Annotated in this window: 12 protein-coding genes; 1 reads left to right on the forward strand and 11 read right to left on the reverse strand. The window is 59.6% G+C overall.

The genetic code is table 11. The features are described 5' to 3' along the window. Positions 1-20: 20 nt before the first annotated feature. The 11 genes from DW49_RS0102900 to DW49_RS0102950 all read right to left on the reverse strand — a co-directional run bounded on the left by DW49_RS0102900 (position 21) and on the right by DW49_RS0102950 (position 16,404). Positions 21-1,541, reverse strand: coding sequence for an amidase family protein (locus DW49_RS0102900; protein ID WP_005621193.1), 1,521 nt, complete (start codon positions 1,539-1,541; stop codon positions 21-23). Between the two features lie 158 nt (positions 1,542-1,699). Then, positions 1,700-3,118: an FAD-dependent oxidoreductase gene (locus DW49_RS0102905; RefSeq protein ID WP_005621194.1), complete on the reverse strand. Its 1,419-nt coding sequence runs from the start codon at positions 3,116-3,118 to the stop codon at positions 1,700-1,702. A 118-nt stretch (positions 3,119-3,236) separates the two neighbouring features. Next, positions 3,237-7,682, reverse strand: a complete 4,446-nt coding sequence (gltB, locus tag DW49_RS0102910; protein WP_005621197.1) for a glutamate synthase large subunit — start codon at positions 7,680-7,682, stop codon at positions 3,237-3,239. Between the two features lie 359 nt (positions 7,683-8,041). Continuing rightward, positions 8,042-9,661 (reverse strand): SPOR domain-containing protein, encoded by a 1,620-nt coding sequence (locus DW49_RS0102915; RefSeq protein ID WP_003378845.1) that lies wholly within the window; start codon positions 9,659-9,661, stop codon positions 8,042-8,044. 10 nt (positions 9,662-9,671) lie between these two features. Further along, a complete protein-coding gene (gene aroB, locus DW49_RS0102920; protein WP_005621200.1) occupies positions 9,672-10,775 on the reverse strand; it encodes a 3-dehydroquinate synthase in 1,104 nt (367 codons plus the stop codon). A 118-nt stretch (positions 10,776-10,893) separates the two neighbouring features. Further along, positions 10,894-11,412: a shikimate kinase AroK gene (gene aroK / locus DW49_RS0102925; protein ID WP_003378847.1), complete on the reverse strand. Its 519-nt coding sequence runs from the start codon at positions 11,410-11,412 to the stop codon at positions 10,894-10,896. 4 nt (positions 11,413-11,416) lie between these two features. Further along, complete coding sequence (locus DW49_RS0102930) at positions 11,417-13,522, reverse strand: type IV pilus secretin PilQ (RefSeq protein WP_005621204.1); 2,106 nt, start codon at positions 13,520-13,522, stop codon at positions 11,417-11,419. Positions 13,523-13,569: 47 nt separating this feature from the next. Then, positions 13,570-14,097: a type 4a pilus biogenesis lipoprotein PilP gene (gene pilP / locus DW49_RS0102935; protein WP_003378849.1), complete on the reverse strand. Its 528-nt coding sequence runs from the start codon at positions 14,095-14,097 to the stop codon at positions 13,570-13,572. Beyond that, positions 14,094-14,717, reverse strand: a complete 624-nt coding sequence (pilO, locus tag DW49_RS0102940) for a type 4a pilus biogenesis protein PilO (protein ID WP_003378850.1) — start codon at positions 14,715-14,717, stop codon at positions 14,094-14,096. Before pilO ends, pilP begins: the two co-directional genes overlap by 4 nt. After that, on the reverse strand, positions 14,714-15,340 hold the full coding sequence (locus DW49_RS0102945) for a PilN domain-containing protein (protein ID WP_005621206.1): 627 nt from the start codon (positions 15,338-15,340) through the stop codon (positions 14,714-14,716). The genes pilO and DW49_RS0102945 overlap by 4 nt, the downstream gene beginning before the upstream one ends. Beyond that, positions 15,340-16,404, reverse strand: a complete 1,065-nt coding sequence (locus DW49_RS0102950) for a pilus assembly protein PilM (RefSeq protein WP_003378852.1) — start codon at positions 16,402-16,404, stop codon at positions 15,340-15,342. The genes DW49_RS0102945 and DW49_RS0102950 overlap by 1 nt, the downstream gene beginning before the upstream one ends. A gap of 209 nt (positions 16,405-16,613) precedes the next feature. Between DW49_RS0102950 and DW49_RS0102955 the strand changes: the two genes are divergently transcribed. Then, on the forward strand, positions 16,614-19,055 hold the full coding sequence (locus DW49_RS0102955) for a penicillin-binding protein 1A (protein WP_370464041.1): 2,442 nt from the start codon (positions 16,614-16,616) through the stop codon (positions 19,053-19,055). Positions 19,056-19,271 lie beyond the last annotated feature (216 nt).

Raw genomic sequence — 19,271 nt, forward strand, 5'->3', positions numbered from 1 at the left:
GCCGCTGAAGACTTCTCGCATCAATCTTCCTGAGGTGCAGCCACAAGAGCCTGTTCAAGTGCGTAGGCATAGCTCAGCAAATTAGCTTCATCCCAGGCCGTGGAAAGAAAATACAGCCCTTCTGGCATGCCATCATCATGGCGCATGAAAGGCACGGTTATTCCCGGGTAACCCGCGACAGCGCCAACCCCTTTGAAGGAGACGTATGACAAGTCAACGAGTGCGTCAAGCGAGTGTTGTTGCACAAGCCCATCTATCAGCTGCTGATTAGCATTGCGCAAATCGGTTGCCTTGGACAGGGTATCCGGATCGACAGGCGTGTTAGAAGACTGAATCAATAGGTTCTGGTCATAGCCTTCTGCCGAAGGAGATGCGGTGTTGAACGCAATGATGTCATCCAGCGTGCTCACCTCAAGCCCAGGGCGCGTGCTCAAGTAAGCATTTAGCTCACGCTTGAAATCCTGCAGCATCACGTCAAACTCTGGACTGTTATCAATATCCGGAACGTCGATGGGGACCACTATCGCCCCGGCAGACTGCAAACTGGTCTTTGCCTTTTGGAAATCAGGATCATCGTCCATTGACTTGTCGTCCCACGTCAACCTCGGATAGCCCAGGCGTTTGCCTCTTAACGCGTCCGTGCTGAGGTGATCGAAGTAGTTCACGGTGTAGGTGGAAGCTTGGCCGGTGGCGTCGTCGAGAGGGTCTGTGCCGCTCATGGCCGTCAGCATGATGGCGGTATCAGTGACGGTTCGCGCCATGGGACCGGGGGTGTCCTGACGACGGGTGAGCGGAATCATACCGGTGCGGCTGAGCAGACCCAGCGTAGGCCTTAGCCCTACGACGCCATTCGTTTGCGCAGGTTGAATGATCGAACCGTTAGTCTCGGTGCCCAATGCCAGAGGCGAAAAACCAGCGGCAAGACCCACTGCCGAACCGGTACTGGAGCCACGTGGAGTCTCGCTCAGGTTATAGGGATGAAGCGTCTGCCCGCCTCGGCTGCTCCAACCGTTCGGGACGTTACTCCCACGAAAATTAGACCATTCGCTGAGATTGGTCTTGCCGATAATGATCGCGCCGGCCTCGCGAAGCCGCTGCATCACAAAAGCATCGTGCGGAGCAGGCGACCCGACCATCGCGAGAGCGCCCGCAGTCGTCTGCATCTTATCGCCCGTATTGATGTTATCTTTCACCAGTACGGGAATGCCGTGCAGCGGCCCACGTTTTTCGCCGCGGGAACGCTCCGCATCCATTTGCGCGGCGATCTGCAGAGCGTCGGGGTTGACCTCAATAACAGCATTAAGCTGTGGGCCATTCTTGTTCAGTGCTTCAATACGCTGGAGCAGGTCTTGAACCAGCTCGACAGAAGTCAGGCTGCCTGCGCTCATGCGTTGCTGAAGCTCAACACTGGATTCAAAATAAACGGCTTTGTTTTCGATGATCGAACCGAAAACGGGTCCGTCAAAGCTTGCGTGCACCTGATCAGCAGATGCTAACTGCGCAATCGAGACTGCAAGATCCAAACCAAACTGATTGTTCATGACGTCCTTCCCTGGCTTGATAAAACGCTCCTCGTGAGCGAGTTCACCAAGTCTAGGGAGGGAGTGGCAGCGGGGATGTCAGACAGATAGGCAGGTTGCAGGTGAAGGGCAGACGCTTGTTGTAGGAGTGCGCCCCAGCAAAGGCGCACTCCCAAGGATCAGACGCCGAGGTAATCCATGATCCCTTCAGCCGCATTGCGGCCTTCGAAAATCGCAGTGACCACCAGGTCGGAGCCGCGAACCATGTCGCCACCGGCAAAGATTTTCGGGTTGCTGGTCTGGTGCTTGTACTGCGCCTGTTCCGGAGCGACGACGCGGCCCTGGCTGTCGGTGCTGATCGTGAACTGCTCGAACCACGGCGCCGGGCTTGGGCGGAAGCCGAAGGCGATGACCACGGCGTCTGCCGGGATGATCTCTTCGGAACCCGGAATCGGCTCCGGGCTGCGACGGCCACGGGCGTCGGGTTCGCCAAGACGCGTTTCGACGACCTTCACGCCTTCGACCTTGCCTTCGCCGACTATGGCGATGGGTTGGCGGTTGTAGAGGAAACGTACGCCTTCTTCCTTGGCGTTCTTCACTTCCTTGCGCGAACCCGGCATGTTTTCTTCGTCGCGACGGTAGGCGCAGGTGACCGATTTGGCGCCCTGACGGATCGAAGTCCGGTTGCAGTCCATCGCCGTGTCGCCGCCGCCCAGCACGACAACGCGCTTGCCTTTCATGTCGACAAAGTCTTCCGGCGCCTTTTCAAAGCCCAGGTTGCGGTTGACGTTGGCAATCAGGAAGTCGAGCGCATCGTGCACGCCCGGCAGGTCTTCACCGGCAAAACCGCCTTTCATGTAGGTGTAGGTGCCCATGCCCATGAATACGGCATCGTACTCTTCGAGCAACTGGTCGATGGTGACGTCCTTGCCGACTTCGGTGTTGAGCCGGAACTCGATCCCCATGCCGGTGAACACTTCACGACGATGGCTGAGCACGGATTTTTCCAGCTTGAACTCGGGGATACCGAAGGTCAGCAGACCGCCGATTTCAGGGTTCTTGTCGAACACCACCGGGGTCACGCCGCCACGCACAAGCACGTCGGCACAGCCCAGGCCCGCAGGCCCTGCGCCAATGATGGCGACACGCTTGCCGGTCGGTATGACCCTGGACATGTCCGGACGCCAGCCCATGGCGAACGCGGTGTCGGTGATGTACTTCTCGACCGAGCCGATGGTGACCGCACCAAAGCCGTCGTTCAGCGTGCAGGCACCTTCACACAGGCGATCCTGGGGGCACACGCGGCCGCAGACTTCCGGCAGGGTGTTGGTCTGGTGGGACAACTCGGCCGCAGCAAGAATATTGCCCTCGGCAACCAGCTTGAGCCAGTTGGGAATGAAGTTGTGCACCGGGCACTTCCACTCGCAATACGGATTGCCGCAACCCAGACAACGGTGCGCCTGATCGGCGGACTGCTGGGGTTTGAAGGGTTCGTAGATTTCCACGAACTCTTTCTTGCGTTGACGCAGCAGTTTCTTCTTCGGGTCTTTACGCCCGACGTCGATGAACTGGAAGTCGTTACTGAGACGTTCAGCCATTCTCTGGAGCCTCTTTACAGCAGCTTCAAGCTACACGCTTGAAGCTGCAAGAAATCAATTCAGTTCAATTCACAGGGTGGCACACTTGCGGCATGAAGCTCACCGCTAGCAGCTGCCTCTATTGCGGATTCGCCCGAGTGCTGGAGAGCAGCGATTTCAGGTTGGCTGCCTTGGGCTTGACCAGCCAGAAACGACGCAGGTAATCGTCCAGGTTTTCCGCCAGGTTACGGCCCCATTCGCTGTCGGTTTCAGCCACGTACTCGTTCAGAACGCTCTGCAGGTGAGTGCGATAAGCTTCCATCGACTCGCCGCTGATGCGTTGAATCTCGACCAGTTCATGGTTGACCAGGTCAACGAAGGTGTTGTCCTGATCGAGCACGTAAGCGAAACCGCCGGTCATGCCGGAGCCGAAGTTGTAACCGGTCTTGCCCAGAACGCAGACGAAACCACCGGTCATGTACTCGCAGCAGTGGTCGCCCGTGCCTTCCACAACCGTGTGGGCACCCGAGTTACGCACCGCAAAACGCTCGCCCGCCGTGCCCGCCGCAAACAGCTTGCCGCCGGTTGCGCCATACAGGCAGGTGTTGCCGATGATGGCGCTCTCGTTGGTCTTGAACGGGCTGCCCTTGGGCGGCACGATCACCAGCTTGCCAGCGGTCATGCCCTTGCCGACGTAGTCGTTGGCATCGCCTTCCAGGTACATGTTCAGGCCACCGGCGTTCCATACCCCGAAGCTCTGACCGGCAGTGCCTTTGAAACGGAACGTGATCGGCGCCTTGTTCATGCCCTGATTGCCGTGCAGTTTGGCGATTTCGCCGGAGATCCGCGCGCCGATGGAACGGTCGCAGTTACAGATGTCCAGCTCAAACTCGCCGCCGCTGAGGGATTCGATGGCGGGTTTGGCCAGCTCGACCATTTTCTCGGCCAGCAAACCCTTGTCGAACGGCGGGTTGCGGTCCACCAGGCTGAACTGAGGCTTGTCAGCCGGGATGTGATCGCTGCCCAGCAAAGGCGTGAGGTCCAGGTGCCGTTGCTTTTCGGTTTCGCCCGGCAGGATGTCCAGCAGGTCGGTACGACCGATCAGCTCTTCCAGCGTGCGAACGCCCAGTTTGGCCAGCCACTCGCGGGTTTCTTCTGCCACGTAGGTGAAGAAGTTGATCACCATATCGACGGTGCCGATGTAGTGGTCTTTGCGCAGCTTTTCGTTCTGCGTCGCTACGCCGGTGGCGCAGTTGTTCAGGTGACAGATGCGCAGGTATTTGCAGCCCAGCGCGATCATTGGTGCAGTACCGAAGCCGAAGCTTTCGGCACCGAGAATGGCTGCCTTGATCACGTCGAGACCGGTTTTCAGACCACCGTCAGTCTGCACCCGGACCTTGCCGCGCAGGTCGTTGCCGCGAAGGGTCTGGTGCGTTTCGGCCAGGCCCAGCTCCCACGGCGCGCCAGCGTATTTGATGGAGGTCAGTGGCGATGCGCCGGTGCCGCCGTCATAGCCGGAAATGGTGATCAGGTCGGCATAGGCCTTGGCCACGCCTGCGGCAATGGTACCCACGCCCGCTTCTGCCACCAGCTTGACCGAGACCAGCGCTGCCGGGTTGACCTGTTTGAGGTCGAAAATCAGCTGCGACAAGTCTTCGATGGAATAGATGTCATGGTGCGGCGGCGGCGAAATCAGCGTCACACCCGGCACGGCATAGCGCAGTTTGGCGATCAGGCCGTTGACCTTGCCGCCCGGCAGTTGCCCGCCCTCACCCGGTTTGGCACCCTGCGCAACCTTGATTTGCAGCACATCGGCGTTGACCAGATACTCAGGCGTTACACCAAAGCGGCCCGTGGCGATCTGCTTGATTTTCGAGCTGCGGATGGTGCCGTAGCGCGCCGGGTCTTCACCGCCTTCACCGGAGTTGGAGCGCGCACCCAGGCGGTTCATTGCCTCGGCCAGCGCTTCGTGAGCCTCGGGTGACAAGGCACCCAGCGAGATACCGGCCGAATCGAAGCGCTTGAGAATCTCGCTCAGCGGCTCGATTTCGTCGATGTTCAGCGGCTGGTCGAGGGTCTTGACCTGCAACAGGTCACGAATCATCGACACCGGACGCTGGTCCACCAGCGCGGTGTACTCCTTGAACTTGCTGTAGTCACCCTGCTGTACAGCGGCTTGCAGGGTGCTGACCACATCCGGGTTGTAGGCGTGGTATTCGCCACCGTAGACGAACTTGAGCAGACCGCCCTGCTGGATCGGCTTGCGCGGGCTCCAGGCTTCGGCGGCCAGGGCCTTCTGCTCGGCTTCGATATCGACGAAGCGCGCGCCTTTCAAGCGGCTCGGCACACCACGGAAGCTGGTGTTGCAGACTTCTTCGGACAGGCCGATGGCTTCGAACAGTTGCGCACCCCGGTAGGACGCAACGGTCGAAATGCCCATCTTCGACAGAATCTTGAGCAGGCCCTTGGTGATGCCTTTGCGGTAGTTCTTGAAGACTTCGTACAGGTCGCCCAGCACTTCGCCGGTACGGATCAGGTCACCCAGCACTTCGTAGGCCAGGAACGGATAGACCGCCGAAGCGCCAAAACCGATCAGCACAGCGAAATGATGCGGGTCACGCGCCGTGGCGGTCTCGACCAGAATGTTACTGTCGCAACGCAGGCCCTGCTCGGTCAGGCGGTGGTGAACCGCGCCAACGGCCAGCGAGGCGTGCACCGGCAGTTTGCCCGGTGCAATGTGGCGGTCGCTCAGCACAATCAGGGTATGCCCGGAACGCACCGCTTCTTCGGCCTGATCGGCGACGTTGCGCACAGCGGCTTCAAGGCCCAGGCTTTCGTCGTAGTTCAGGTCGATGATGTGGCGCTCAAAACCCGGACGTTCCAGGTTCATCAGCGAGCGCCATTTGGCCGGCGAAATGACTGGCGAGCTGAGGATCACGCGTGAGGCGTGCTCTGGCGATTCCTGGAAGATGTTGCGCTCGGCACCGAGGCAGATCTCCAGCGACATGACGATGGCTTCACGCAGCGGGTCGATCGGCGGGTTGGTAACCTGCGCGAACTGCTGGCGGAAGTAATCGTAAGGCGAACGCACGCGACGCGACAGCACTGCCATCGGCGTGTCGTCACCCATCGAGCCCACGGCTTCCTGGCCCTGCTCGCCGAGCGGGCGCAGCACCTGATCACGCTCTTCGAATGTGACCTGATACATCTTCATGTATTGCTTGAGCTGCTCGCTGTCATAGAAAGCCGAGCCGTGGTCGTTGTCTTCCATGGTGGCCTGAATGCGCAGGGCATTCTTGCGCAGCCATTGCTTGTACGGATGACGTGACTTGAGGCGGTTGTCGATGGCATCGGTGTCGAGGATCTGGCCGGTTTCGGTGTCCACGGCAAAAATCTGCCCAGGACCGACACGGCCCTTGGCGATGACGTCTTCGGGCTTGTAGTCCCACACGCCGATTTCCGACGCGAGGGTGATATAGCCATTCTTGGTGGTGACCCAGCGCGCCGGGCGCAGGCCGTTGCGGTCGAGCAGGCAGACCGCATGACGACCTTCGGTCATCACGATGCCGGCCGGGCCGTCCCACGGCTCCATGTGCATGGAGTTGTATTCATAGAAGGCGCGCAGGTCCGGGTCCATGGTCTCGACGTTTTGCCACGCAGGCGGAATGATCATGCGCACGCCACGGAACAGGTCGATGCCGCCGGTCACCATCAGCTCAAGCATGTTGTCCATGCTCGACGAGTCGGAGCCCACGCGGTTGACCAGCGGGCCGAGTTCGTCCAGATCCATCAGGTCGTTGGTGAACTTGGTGCGACGCGCCTGTGCCCAGTTACGGTTACCGGTGATGGTGTTGATCTCGCCATTGTGGGCAAGAAAGCGGAAAGGCTGGGCCAGCGGCCATTTCGGCAGGGTGTTGGTCGAAAAGCGCTGGTGGAACACGCAAATTGCGGTCTGCAGACGCTCGTCGCTCAGGTCCGGGAAAAAGGCCGTGAGGTCGGCCGGCATCATCAGGCCTTTATAAATGATGGTCTTGTGCGAAAAGCTGCAGATGTAGTGATCGGAATCTGCAGCGTTGGCAACCGATGAGCGGCGACGTGCACTGAACAGTTTGATGGCGAATTCCTGATCGCTCAGGCCCTCACCGCCGATGTACACCTGCTCGATTTTCGGCAGACGCTCCAGCGCCAGTTGACCCAGCACGCTGGTATCGATCGGCACCTGGCGCCAGCCCACCAGCTCCAGGCCCTCGGCCAGGATCTCGCGGTTCATGTTTTCACGCGCGGCTTCGGCTTTGGCGTCGTCCTGATTGAGGAACACCATGCCCACGGCATATTGGCGGGGCAGATCGACACCGAAGTGCTCGCTGGCCATCGCGCGCAGGAAGCCGTCGGGCTTCTGAATCAACAGACCACAACCGTCGCCGGTCTTGCCGTCGGCGTTGATACCGCCACGGTGGGTCATGCAGGTCAGGGCCTGAACGGCCGTCTGCAACAGGTGATGACTGGGCTCGCCCTGCATATGAGCGATCAGGCCGAAGCCGCAGTTATCCTTGAATTCATCTGGTTGGTACAGACCTGCTTTCATAGACACTTTCTCACCAGGCTGCCTCTATGCGAGGCAAATTTCCTTTTAATTCAACCAATTACCTGTCACGCCGAACGTACGCCAGCTTCGGACAGGCAAAACGGAGGTCATTGTACACAGCGACACAGGGGCTCACAAATTTAACGACGACTGGTTGATAATCAATGTCGCAATTATGAAAGTTTTAAAGCGGGTCGCTGTGCTAGTCAAAGCATTTCTTCATGAATCTGACTGACGCGACGGGAGACTGCAGAGCGCTTGTAACGCAGACGCCGCAAGGCGCGCACCCATAAGGTGGCGCTCATGCGGGTTAAGTCAGGCTGGCTGGGTGAAGCGGCCCGGATAGAGCCGCTGCGACTTCAGCGGGTGGCGCCGAGCTCTTGTTGGACGCTGGCGACAGTGCGAGGCCAAGGTTTACCAGCCTGAACCTTGGCTGGCAATACCTTGATGGCTGCCAGAGCGGCAGCACGGTCAGGAAAGTTGCCGTATGTGATGACGTACAGCGGCTTGCCCTGCAGGGTTTTCTTGAAATAACGGTACTCGCCACCTTGCTCTGCGATATAGGCCTGAGCCGTCGCTTCGGAGCTGGTGCCGAGAATCTGCACCACGTAGTGGCCTGGTGCCTGACTGCTGTACCAGTTACCACCGGCCGCTGGCTTGGCGGCCGCAGCTGCCGGTTTTTCAGCAGGCTTGGCGGCCGGTGCAGGCGCTGGAGCAGGCTTGGCGACCGCAACCTGAGTCGGCGCTGGCGCCGGTTTGGCGGCAGGCGTTGGCGCAGGAATCGACGAACGTGGCGTTTGAGCGGCGGCCTGACCGGCAGGCACGCCTGCTGGCGGCGCGGTGGTGGTCACGGTCGGCGGCTGGGCAGGCGAACCCGTCGGCACGGCGTCTTCGTCGACATCGCTGGAACCGGCTGCCTCAGCCAGCGGACCGCGCATTACCGGCTGCGAATTACCGTTCATCGGCAGCGGCATCGGTTGCGAGTTGCCCGCAAATTCGATGGCCGGGCTACCGTTGTTCGATTGTTGAGCAGTTGGCTTGCCCTCACCCAGCGGCAGTTGCGCCTGAGCGGAAGCAGGGGCATTGGCAGGTGCGCCCGTCTTGTCACCGCGACCCGGGATCAGCACTGCTGCTGCCACGGCCACTATGACGACGGCACCCAAGGCCAATACGTGTTTTTTCGGCATGTTGAACCCCACACTTGGACGCTTGACCGCGGAACGACTCGCGATCATCGCCTCGATCATTGAATCGCGGGCCACCTGGTTGATTGCCCCAGGCCAGCCATCGGATTGTTCATGAATATCGGTGATCTGGTCGGCAGTAAACAATGCGATTCCCTGCCCTGCACCCTCCAGACGCTGAGCCAGATACTCCCGGGTTTCCTCTTGCGTATAGGGTTGCAGCTCGATGACGTGAAAGCGTTCGCCTTCGACATCGCCCTGCAGGTCGGCACACATCTGATCGAGACGATCGAGCAGCGATGGCTCTCCGAACAGGAATACATGCGGACGCCCTTCCGGCGTGCCCGCAGCAAGACCCAGCAACGCTTCGAGCGCCGAATCGCCCAGTTGTTCCGCATCGTCGACCAGCAAGTAGACTTCCTGACCGGTCAGCCCGAGCTGAACGACCTGCGACAGGATCGCCTGCATTTCGGCCTGAGCGACGCTCAGCGCCTGGGCGACCTGCTGCAATACGCCCGCCGCATCACCGGCACCGCGCGCAGAAACCACGACGCTTTGCACCGACTGCTTGTTGGTGCTGGCCACCAGCGCCTGGCGTAGCAGGGTCTTGCCGCTGCCCTGTGGCCCGGTGACTGCCAGCAACAACTGACTGTAACGCGCCAGATGATGAAGCTGACCCAGCACGGGCTTGCGCTGGGCAGGAAAGAATTTGAAGCCAGGTACCCGCGCTGCAAAGGGGTCATGACTCAACTGATAATGGCCGAGGAAGGCCTCGTCGGCATGCAAACTAGTCATGGGTTTTCCGTTAACCTCTAAGCTGATCCACCAGGGCGCGATAGTCCGCAACCAGGGTGGCCTGTAATACTTCTTGTGGATAATCGTCCGTGATAACCGCTTCACCTATCTGGCGCAACAGCACCAGACGCAGGCGACCGTCGATGACTTTCTTGTCGATCGCCATGTGTTCGAGAAAATTGTCTTCCGTCATTTCTTGCGGCGGCACCACCGGCAGCCCGGCACGCTGAAACAGGCGAATGCCGCGATCCCGTTCCTGCGTGCTGATCCAGCCCAGGCGCGAGGACATTTCCAGCGCCATGACCGTACCGGCAGCTACCGCTTCGCCATGCAGCCAGACACCATAGCCCATATGCGTCTCGATGGCGTGGCCGAATGTGTGCCCCAGGTTCAATGTGGCGCGCACACCGGACTCACGCTCATCGGCACCGACCACCAGCGCCTTGGCGGCGCAGGAACGCTGAATGGCCACGGTCAGCGCGGCCTGATCAAGCCCGCGCAGGGCGTCGACATGTTCTTCGAGCCAGGTCAGAAACGGCTCGTCGCAGATCAGACCGTACTTGATAACTTCGGCCAGCCCGGCGGACAACTCACGCTCGGGCAGGGTATTGAGCGAGGTGGTGTCGATCAGCACGACGCTTGGCTGATAGAACGCACCGACCATGTTCTTGCCCAATGGATGGTTGATGCCGGTCTTGCCGCCGACCGAGGAGTCCACCTGAGACAACAGCGTGGTCGGGATCTGAATGAAATTCACGCCGCGCTGATAACACGCCGCAGCGAAACCGGCCATGTCGCCAATCACTCCGCCACCCAGCGCAATGACCGTGGTACGGCGGTCGTGACGGGCGGTGAGCAGGCCATCGAAAATGGTCTGCAGGGTTTCCCAGTTCTTGAACGCCTCGCCATCAGGCAGAACAATCGGCAGGACGTTGTAACCGGCCAGCGTCTGTGTCAGGCGCTCCAGATACAGCGGCGCGACCGTCGTGTTGGAGACGATAGCCACCTGACGCCCGACAATGTGCGGGGCAAGGAGCTCTGGCTGATCCAGCAGGCCTTCGCCTATATGGATCGGGTAGCTGCGCTCGCCCAGCTCGACCTTAAGTGTCTGCATGTGTCCCCACATTGATTACCGATTGGACCGCTGCACGGTTTTCAGGATGTCATGACGCAAGGCCATGCACTGTCGCTGTTTTTATGGTCGCCGAGGATAGCGCATTTTCGCCTGCGCTTTAACGGGGAGGAAGCTCTGCAAGGCGCGCCAGTATCTCGAGAACCACCATTCGGGGTGGCCGCTCATCGGTTTCGATCACCACGTCGGCGATTTCCCGATACAGCGGGTCGCGGATGGCCAGCAATTCGCTCAGCACCCGGGCCGGATCGGCAGTACGCAACAAAGGACGATTTCGGTCACGCGCGGTGCGCCCGACCTGCTGTTCGATAGAGGCATGCAGATACACCACACGCCCACCGGCACGCAGCGCCTGACGGTTTTCACTGCGCATTACTGCGCCGCCGCCAGTGGCCAGAACCACGCCATCGGCTTCGCACAGCTCGGCAATCATGGCCTGCTCGCGCTCACGGAAACCCGGTTCGCCTTCCTTGTCGAAGATCCAGGGGATATTGGCGCCCGTGCGCAGCTCGATTTCCTTGTCGGAATCCTTGAACGGCAGTCGCAACTCTTTGGCAAGCAAACGGCCGATAGTGCTTTTGCCAGCACCCATCGGCCCCACAAGTATTAAATTTCGCACAAAATCAACGACTCACAGAAATCGCCTGGTTGTTCATGATACGCGGAGTCAAAAATACCAACAGCTCGGATTTGGACTCGGATACCACATCGCGCCTGAAAAGCCGGCCAAGATACGGTACATCGCCAAGAAATGGCACTTTATCGACAACTTTACTTTGCGTATTGGAGAACACACCACCGATCACGATGGTTTCGCCATCGGAAATCAGCACTTTGGCGTTGACCTCGTTTTTCTTGATCGGCGGTACGCCAAGCACCGCATTCAGGTAGTCCGGCTCATCCTTGGTGACCTTGACCTCCATGATGATGCGGTTGTCCGGCGTGATCTGCGGCGTGACTTCAAGCGACAGCGAAGCCTCCTTGAAGCTTACGGTGGTGGCGCCGCTGGAGCTGGATTCCTGATACGGAATCTCCGTGCCCTTGAGGATCTTGGCGGTTTCCTTGTCGGACGTGACCACTTTGGGCTGGGAGACGATTTCGCCGTTGCCGGTCTTCTCCATCGCGCTCAGCTCAAGGTCCAGCAAGGTGTTATTGGTCACAAAGCCCAGGCCGATGCCGGACGTCGCCCCGGCGGCCCCCAGGTCCACGAACGGAACGTTGGAAGTCAGATTGCCGCTCGTGTTACCGGCCTCATCGCCATTGTCATCCAGCCCGTAAGTCGTCCATTTCCCGCTGCCGCTGGTGTTGGTCGAACCGCCCCAGCGCACGCCCAACTGCTTGTTGTAATCGACGTTGGCCTCGACGATGCGTGCTTCGATCATCACCTGGCGCACCGGAATGTCCAGTTGTGAAACGATGCGACGCAGTTCGTCGAGACGGTCCTGGGTCTGGTAGGCAATGATGTTGTTGGTGCGGTCGTCCACGGTGATCGAGCCACGCTCTTCAGCCTTGGACTCGGCACTGGTCACCGACTGGAACAGCTTGGCGATGTCGGCGGCCTTGGCGTAATTGACCTGCAGCAGTTCGCGGCGCAGCGGTGCCAGTTCGGCGATCTGCTTGAGCGATTCCAGCTCCTGGCGTTCGCGGGCGGCAATTTCATCCGCTGGCGCAACCAGCAGAACACTGCCGACCTTGCGCTTGTCCAGGCCTTTGGTTTTCAGCACCAGGTCCAGCGCCTGATCCCACGGCACGTTCTGCAGGCGCAGGGTGATGCCGCCCTGAACCGTGTCGCTGGCCACCAGATTGAGGTTGGTGAAGTCGGCGATCAGTTGCAGCACCGAACGCACGTCGATGTCCTGGAAGTTAAGCGAGAGCTTTTCACCGGTGTACACCGGCTTGTCGGCGGCGCGGCGGTCCAGATCTTCGTTGGTCAACGGACGTACGCTGATGGTCAGCTTGTTTTCGGTCTGGAACGCAGAGTAATCGAAGGCACCCGACGGCTCGATCAGAATACTGGCCTTGTCGCCCGTGGCCGACGCACTGACGAACTGCACAGGGGTCGCGAAATCCTTGACGTCCAGCCGCACACGCAGAGGCTCGGGCAACTGGGTCTTGGCGAAGTCGACACGGATCTTGCCGCCCTGCTCCTGAATATCAGGCGCGATGCTCGGGTTACTCAGGTCGATGACCACATTGCCTTCACCCAGCTCACCGCGCTGAAAATCGACATTGCGGATGGCTTTGACGCCCGCCGGTATAAAGGGCTTGGCAGACGCCGGGACAGGCGGCGGCACCGCTACCCGTTGCGCGCCCATCGCAGTGGTTGGCTGGGAAGCCTGCGCTGCGGCGGCACCCTGGCCAATGACCACGAACAGATTGTTGCCGTCGACGCGGGAGCTGTAAGGCGCAAGCGTCGTCAGGTTGATGATCACTCGCGTGCGATCCTGAGCCTGCACCACCACTACGCTGCGTGCATTGCCGGTGCCCAGCTCACGGCTTTTGGTCTCCAACTGGCTGGTCACGCCCGGCAGGTCCAGAGCGATGCGCGCCGGCTGCTCGGTGGTGTAGCCGCGCGGCGCGGGCACCGGTGCGTCAAAGGCGAGCTTGAGCTCGATGCGATCGCCTGGCAGGGCGGCGACATCCAGGGTCTTGAGGTTGGCAGCCTGGAGAACCGGCGACAGCATCGCTATGCATAACGACACGCCGATAATCGAGAGAATCCGGGTCATGATCAATTTCCGTTGAGCGCTACTGTGCATACTTGGCCTTGCCCACTTCATGAGCGTTCTTTGAGGGAAATACTGCGCGGCCTTTCCAGCCAGGCCCCCTCTCCATCAGGAACTATTTCAATGACATCAACCTGCGCATCGCCGATTGACACTACCCGGCCATTGTTGCGCCCCAGGTAATCGCCCACTTTGACGCGATGAACACCTCCGGCCCCGCGCAACAGGGCAAACGTCCCTGACTCGTTGCCGATCGTACCGACCATCTCGAAGGCCTCGATATTGAACCCTTCGAGAAACTGTCTGACCCGATGCTCATCCGGTGCCACCAGCCGCGTGCCTTTCTGACGATTGAGCAGGTCAATCTTGATCGGCGGCTGAAACGGGCTGCGCAGGGCTGCTGCGTTATAGGTGAAAGCCTCATACGGGCGAAACTTCGGCAAGGGCTCGATCGTACCGCTCGGGCGCGCCCTGGCCTGATCCATGAACTCGCTCAGGTCGGCAAAATCATTGTCATTGCCGCAACCGGCCAGCCCTGCCAGAACCACACTGACGCACAACAATCGCGCCGCCCTCATTTCTTCAGCCCTTCATCGTTGTAGCGGTAGGTCTTGGCCAGAATGCTCATGCGCAACTTGGTCGGCACCTTCGGATCGACCGGCTTGATCTCGAAATCATGCAGCGTGACGATACGCGGCAGGCTGGCAACGCCGCTGACAAAGGTCGCCAGGTCGTGATAGCCACCCACCACTGTGATCTGTATCGGCAGCTCGATATAGAACTGCTGGACCGCTTCGGGCAACAGCTTGATTTCCTCGAACTCAAGCCCGCTTCCAAGCCCGGTGCGGGTGATGTCTTCAAGCAGGCCTGGCACTTCGGTGTCGCTCGGCAACTGCCGCAGCAGCGCCCCGAAGGTGTTTTCCATTTCTTCCATCTGCTTTCTGTAGGGCTCAAGGTTCGCAGCCTGGAACGCCTTGTTGGAAAACTGCTCTTTAAGCGCCACTTCGCTGGCCTGCGTGCTCTCCAGTTGGGTTTCCAGATCCTGAATAAAGAAGAAATAGCCCAGCGCGAAAATCAGTACCGCGACCAGCACACCGGCAATCGCCTTGATCGCGGCGGGCCAGGAGCCCATGTTGTTCAGGTCCAGCTCGCTCAGATCAACCTTGCGCAACCCTTCCAGCCATTCGGACATATTCATGGCTTGGCTCCTGCAGCGGGTGCGGGTGCGGGGGCCGGGGCGACCGATGTAGCGCCGGCTGGAGCAACTGCGGCAACCGGTGGCTGGGTCTGGCGCACGGTCAACTGAAAGACGTTGGCCTGATCGACAGCACCCGCCGTCGTGGCCTTGACCTCGGTGAGGCTTGGCGCTTCCAGCCAGTCGGAGGCTTCAAGGTTACGCATGAGGTCGGAAACCCGGTTGTTCGATTCGGCAGCGCCACTGATGGCAATCAGTTTGCTGGTCATTTTGACCTGCGAGAAATAAACGCCATCCGGCAGAGTACGCGCCAGCTGGTCAAACACGCGCCCGGTGATAGGCCGGTTGCCTTGCAGGTCCTGGATGATCTTCATGCGCTCAAGCAATTGTTTGCGACGCGCCTTCAGGTCGCTGATCTCCTTGATGCGGATATCGAGCTGGGCGATCTGGGTTTGCAGAAATGCGTTGCGGGCCATCTGATGTTCGATGGCGCTGCTGACGTAGCGATCGATCAGAAAGAGAATGCCGACCGACACCACCAGCACGCCGACCAATGCGGTCAGAAAGCGTTTTTTGCGTGCTTCGCGAAGCTCTTCACGCCACGGTAATAAGTTGATCCGCGCCATCAGTCAAAGCTCCTCAACGCCAGACCGCACGCGATCATCAGGGCAGGCGCATCGCTGGCCAGCGCACCGGCATTGACCTTGGAGCTCAAGGCCATGTCGGCAAACGGGTTGGCAACCATGGTCGGCGTGCCGATACGTCGCTGAATCAAATGCTCCAGCCCTGAAATCGAAGCCGTACCGCCTGCCAGCATGATGTGATCCACGGAGTTGTACTGACCGGCCGCAAAGAAGAACTGCAGGGATCGGGAAACCTGTTGCACGAGCGCGTCCTTGAAGGGGTCCAGCACTTCGCTGACATAATCGTCAGGCAGCCCGCCCTGCTTCTTGGCCAGCCCGGCCTCTTCCATGGAAAGCCCGTAGCGGCGCTGAATTTCGTCAGTCAGCTGGCGGCCGCCGAACAATTGCTCGCGGGTATAGATGATTCGGCCGTGGTGCAGCACGCTGAGGGTGGTCATGGTCGCGCCGATGTCCACCACGGCAACGGTCAGTTCGTCATGACCGTTGCCCAGTTGCGCAGCCAGAAGCCCGAATGAACGCTCCAGCGCGTAGGCCTCGACGTCCACGACACGCGCCGTCAGCCCGGCGAGAGCCAGCGCAGCCTCGCGCACCTCGACGTTTTCCTTGCGGCAGGCCGCCAACAGGACTTCGACACGTTCCGGGTTGCGGACCGAGTAGCCCTGCACTTCAAAATCGATGGCAACTTCTTCGAGCGGATAAGGGATGTACTGATCAGCTTCAAGCTTAAGCTGATTTTCCATGTCGTCGTCGGAGAGACCGGCGTCCATCTCGATGGTTTTGGTGATCACAGCGGAACCCGCCACGGCAACCGCCACAATCTTGACGTTGGTCTTGGCCTTGACCAGTACGCGAGACAACGCCTGACCAACCCCTTCGAGTTCGGCAATATTCTTTTCGACGACAGCGTTGGCCGGTAACGGCTCTACTGCGTAAGACTCGACCTTGTAACGAGTGCCGGAACGACTCAATTCCAGGAGTTTTACCGAGGTGGAGCTAATATCGATCCCTAGAAGGGTATTGGCCTTCTTGCCAAAGAGTTCGAACACAACCTGATTCCTATGAGTTTCCGTCACTTACGGAGTTATTTCGGGTCAACGTCACTGTCGACAGCCTTGACAGTAGCGCAAATCACGCTCGGGGACGAAAAATGCTTATAATGCGCAGCGTTTTTTTCATTTAAGAAAGCTTCAAGGCGTGTTCATTTGTAAATGCCTGCGCTTAACCCATTATTTTTTCTGGAAATCCAAAAGCCTTGATACGCCTGCTGAAGTTTTTCTGGTGGTCCCTCGTCGCGGTATTCTGCTCGCTGTTACTCGGCCTGAGCGGCGCGTTTCTGTACCTGAGCCCGACCCTGCCATCCGTCGAAGCGCTGCGAAGCATTCAACTGCAAATCCCCCTGCGCGTGTTCAGCAGCGACGGCAAGCTGATTGCCGAGTTCGGCGAGATGCGCCGGACCCCGATTCGCTTTGCCGAAATCCCGCCCAACTTCATCAACGCGCTGTTATCGGCCGAAGACGACAACTTCGCCAACCACTATGGCGTTGATCCCAGCAGCCTGATGCGTGCCGCCACCCAATTGGTGAAAAGCGGCCATATTCAGTCAGGCGGCAGTACCATCACCATGCAGGTCGCGAAAAACTTTTTCCTGACCAGCGAACGAAGCTTTTCGCGCAAAACCACCGAGATCCTTCTCGCCTTGCAAATCGAGCGCCAACTCACCAAGGACGAGATTCTCGAGCTTTACGTGAACAAGATTTATCTGGGTAACCGCGCCTACGGCATTGAGGCGGCGGCGCAAGTCTACTATGGCAAATCGATTCGCGATGTAAGCCTTGCGCAAATGGCCATGATTGCCGGTTTGCCCAAGGCGCCGTCACGTTTCAACCCACTCGCCAATGCAACCCGTGCCAAAGAGCGTCGCGACTGGATTCTGGGGCGCATGTTCCGTCTGGGCAAAATCGACCAGACCGCGTATCAGGCAGCGCTAAACGAGCCGCTCAACGCCAGTTATCACGTGCCGACACCGGAAGTGAACGCGCCGTACATCGCTGAAATGGCCCGCGCCGAAATGGTCGGCCGTTATGGCAGCGAGGCCTATACAGAGGGCTTCCGTGTCACAACCACAGTGCCGAGCGACCTGCAGGAGCACGCAAACAAGTCTATCCAGCAGGGCTTGATCGACTACGATCAGCGCCACGGCTATCGCGGGCCTGAAAGCCGCTTTCCGGGCATGACCCGCGCTGGCCGGACGCAGGAGCTGACCAAACAACGCACGATCAACGGCCTGGAACCGGCCATCGTCACCCAGATCGACAAGACCAGTCTGCGCGTTCTGACCCGCAATGGCGAGAAGGAAGAAACCGTCGATTGGGCCAGCATGAAGTGGGCGCGTCCTTATCTGAACACCAACAGTCTGGGCGCCAATCCCAAGCAGCCTGGCGATGTTGCGAAGGTGGGTGATCTGGTTCGCCTGCTGCGTCAGACCGACGGCTCGCTGAAATTCAGTCAAATTCCCGTCGCACAGAGCGCACTGGTTTCCCTTGATCCGCAAAATGGCGCGATTCGCGCCCTGGTCGGCGGCTTTGCTTTCGAGCAGAGCAACTACAACCGGGCCATGCAGGCCAAGCGTCAGCCGGGCTCCAGCTTCAAACCATTCATCTACAGCGCCGCGCTGGATAACGGCTACACCGCTTCCAGCCTGGTGAACGACGCGCCGATCGTGTTCGTCGACGAGTACCTGGACAAGGTATGGCGTCCGAAAAATGACACCAACACCTTCCTCGGCCCGATCCGCCTGCGCGAAGCACTGTACAAGTCACGCAACCTGGTTTCTATCCGCCTGCTTCAGGCGCTGGGCGTCGACAGCACCATCGACTACATCACCCGCTTCGGTTTTGCCAAACAGGACCTGCCACGCAACCTGTCGCTGGCACTCGGTACGGCCACACTGACCCCGATGGAAATCGCTACCGGCTGGGCGACTTTTGCAAACGGCGGTTACAAGGTCAGCCCTTACCTGATCCAGACCATCGAGAACCGTGACGGCCAGACACTGTTTGTCGCCAACCCGCCTAGCGTTCCGGTCAATGACGTGAATACGGCGCCTAATACGTCGACATTTGCCGTGCATGACAGCCCGAGCGTCGTCGCGGGCCCTCCGGGCTCACCGGCTCAGCCGCAAGCGCCAGCCGTTGCCGAGCGCATTGTGGATGGGCGCACCACGTACATTCTGAACAGCATGCTGCAGGACGTGATCAAGCGCGGCACCGGGCGTCGCGCCTTGTCGATGAACCGGCCGGACATTGCAGGCAAGACAGGTACGACCAACGATTCCAAGGACGCATGGTTCTCCGGCTATAACGCAGATTACGTCACGACGGTGTGGAGCGGCTTCGATCAGCCTGAGAGCCTTGGCCGTCATGAATTTGGCGGCACGGTCTCGCTGCCGATCTGGATGGACTACATGAGCGCCGCGCTCAAGGACAAGCCGCCCCATCAGCAGGCCGAACCGTCAGGCATCCTCAGCCTGCGCGTCGACCCACTGAGCGGCCGCGCTGCCACACCGAGCACGCCAAACGCGTTCTTCGAGCTGTTCAAAAGCGAAGACACACCGCCAAGCGTCAACGAACTGGGCGGCAGCAGCGCACCCGGCAGCCCGTTGCCAGCAGACGAGTCAGCGCCAATCGACTTGTTCTGACGCGAAGAGGCGTGACGCGGAGCGTCACGAAGGGCATTCCTCCGCGGAGTGTCAGACCATTTCGGGGCAAGGCGATCTCCTTCCTTGTACGCGAGGGCTTTATTTCAGGCGGTACATCTTCAGCGGATGTACGCCTTCCTTGTTCGCGAAGGCTTTATTCCTGACGATAAATCTTCAGTGCATGTACCGGCCCTTTCGCGAACAATGCGGATCGCC

The sequence above is a fragment of the Pseudomonas avellanae BPIC 631 genome (assembly GCF_000444135.1).
Lineage (GTDB): Bacteria > Pseudomonadota > Gammaproteobacteria > Pseudomonadales > Pseudomonadaceae > Aquipseudomonas > Aquipseudomonas avellanae.

Bases quoted from the DNA above. Each gene is read 5' to 3' on its own strand.
- DW49_RS0102900 (WP_005621193.1), bottom strand. From the start codon at position 1,541: ATGAACAATCAGTTTGGTTTGGATCTTGCAGTCTCGATTGCGCAGTTA.
- DW49_RS0102905 (WP_005621194.1), bottom strand. From the start codon at position 3,118: ATGGCTGAACGTCTCAGTAACGACTTCCAGTTCATCGACGTCGGGCGT.
- gltB (WP_005621197.1), bottom strand. From the start codon at position 7,682: ATGAAAGCAGGTCTGTACCAACCAGATGAATTCAAGGATAACTGCGGC.
- DW49_RS0102915 (WP_003378845.1), bottom strand. From the start codon at position 9,661: ATGACTAGTTTGCATGCCGACGAGGCCTTCCTCGGCCATTATCAGTTG.
- aroB (WP_005621200.1), bottom strand. From the start codon at position 10,775: ATGCAGACACTTAAGGTCGAGCTGGGCGAGCGCAGCTACCCGATCCAT.
- DW49_RS0102930 (WP_005621204.1), bottom strand. From the start codon at position 13,522: ATGACCCGGATTCTCTCGATTATCGGCGTGTCGTTATGCATAGCGATG.
- pilP (WP_003378849.1), bottom strand. From the start codon at position 14,097: ATGAGGGCGGCGCGATTGTTGTGCGTCAGTGTGGTTCTGGCAGGGCTG.
- pilO (WP_003378850.1), bottom strand. From the start codon at position 14,717: ATGAATATGTCCGAATGGCTGGAAGGGTTGCGCAAGGTTGATCTGAGC.
- DW49_RS0102945 (WP_005621206.1), bottom strand. From the start codon at position 15,340: ATGGCGCGGATCAACTTATTACCGTGGCGTGAAGAGCTTCGCGAAGCA.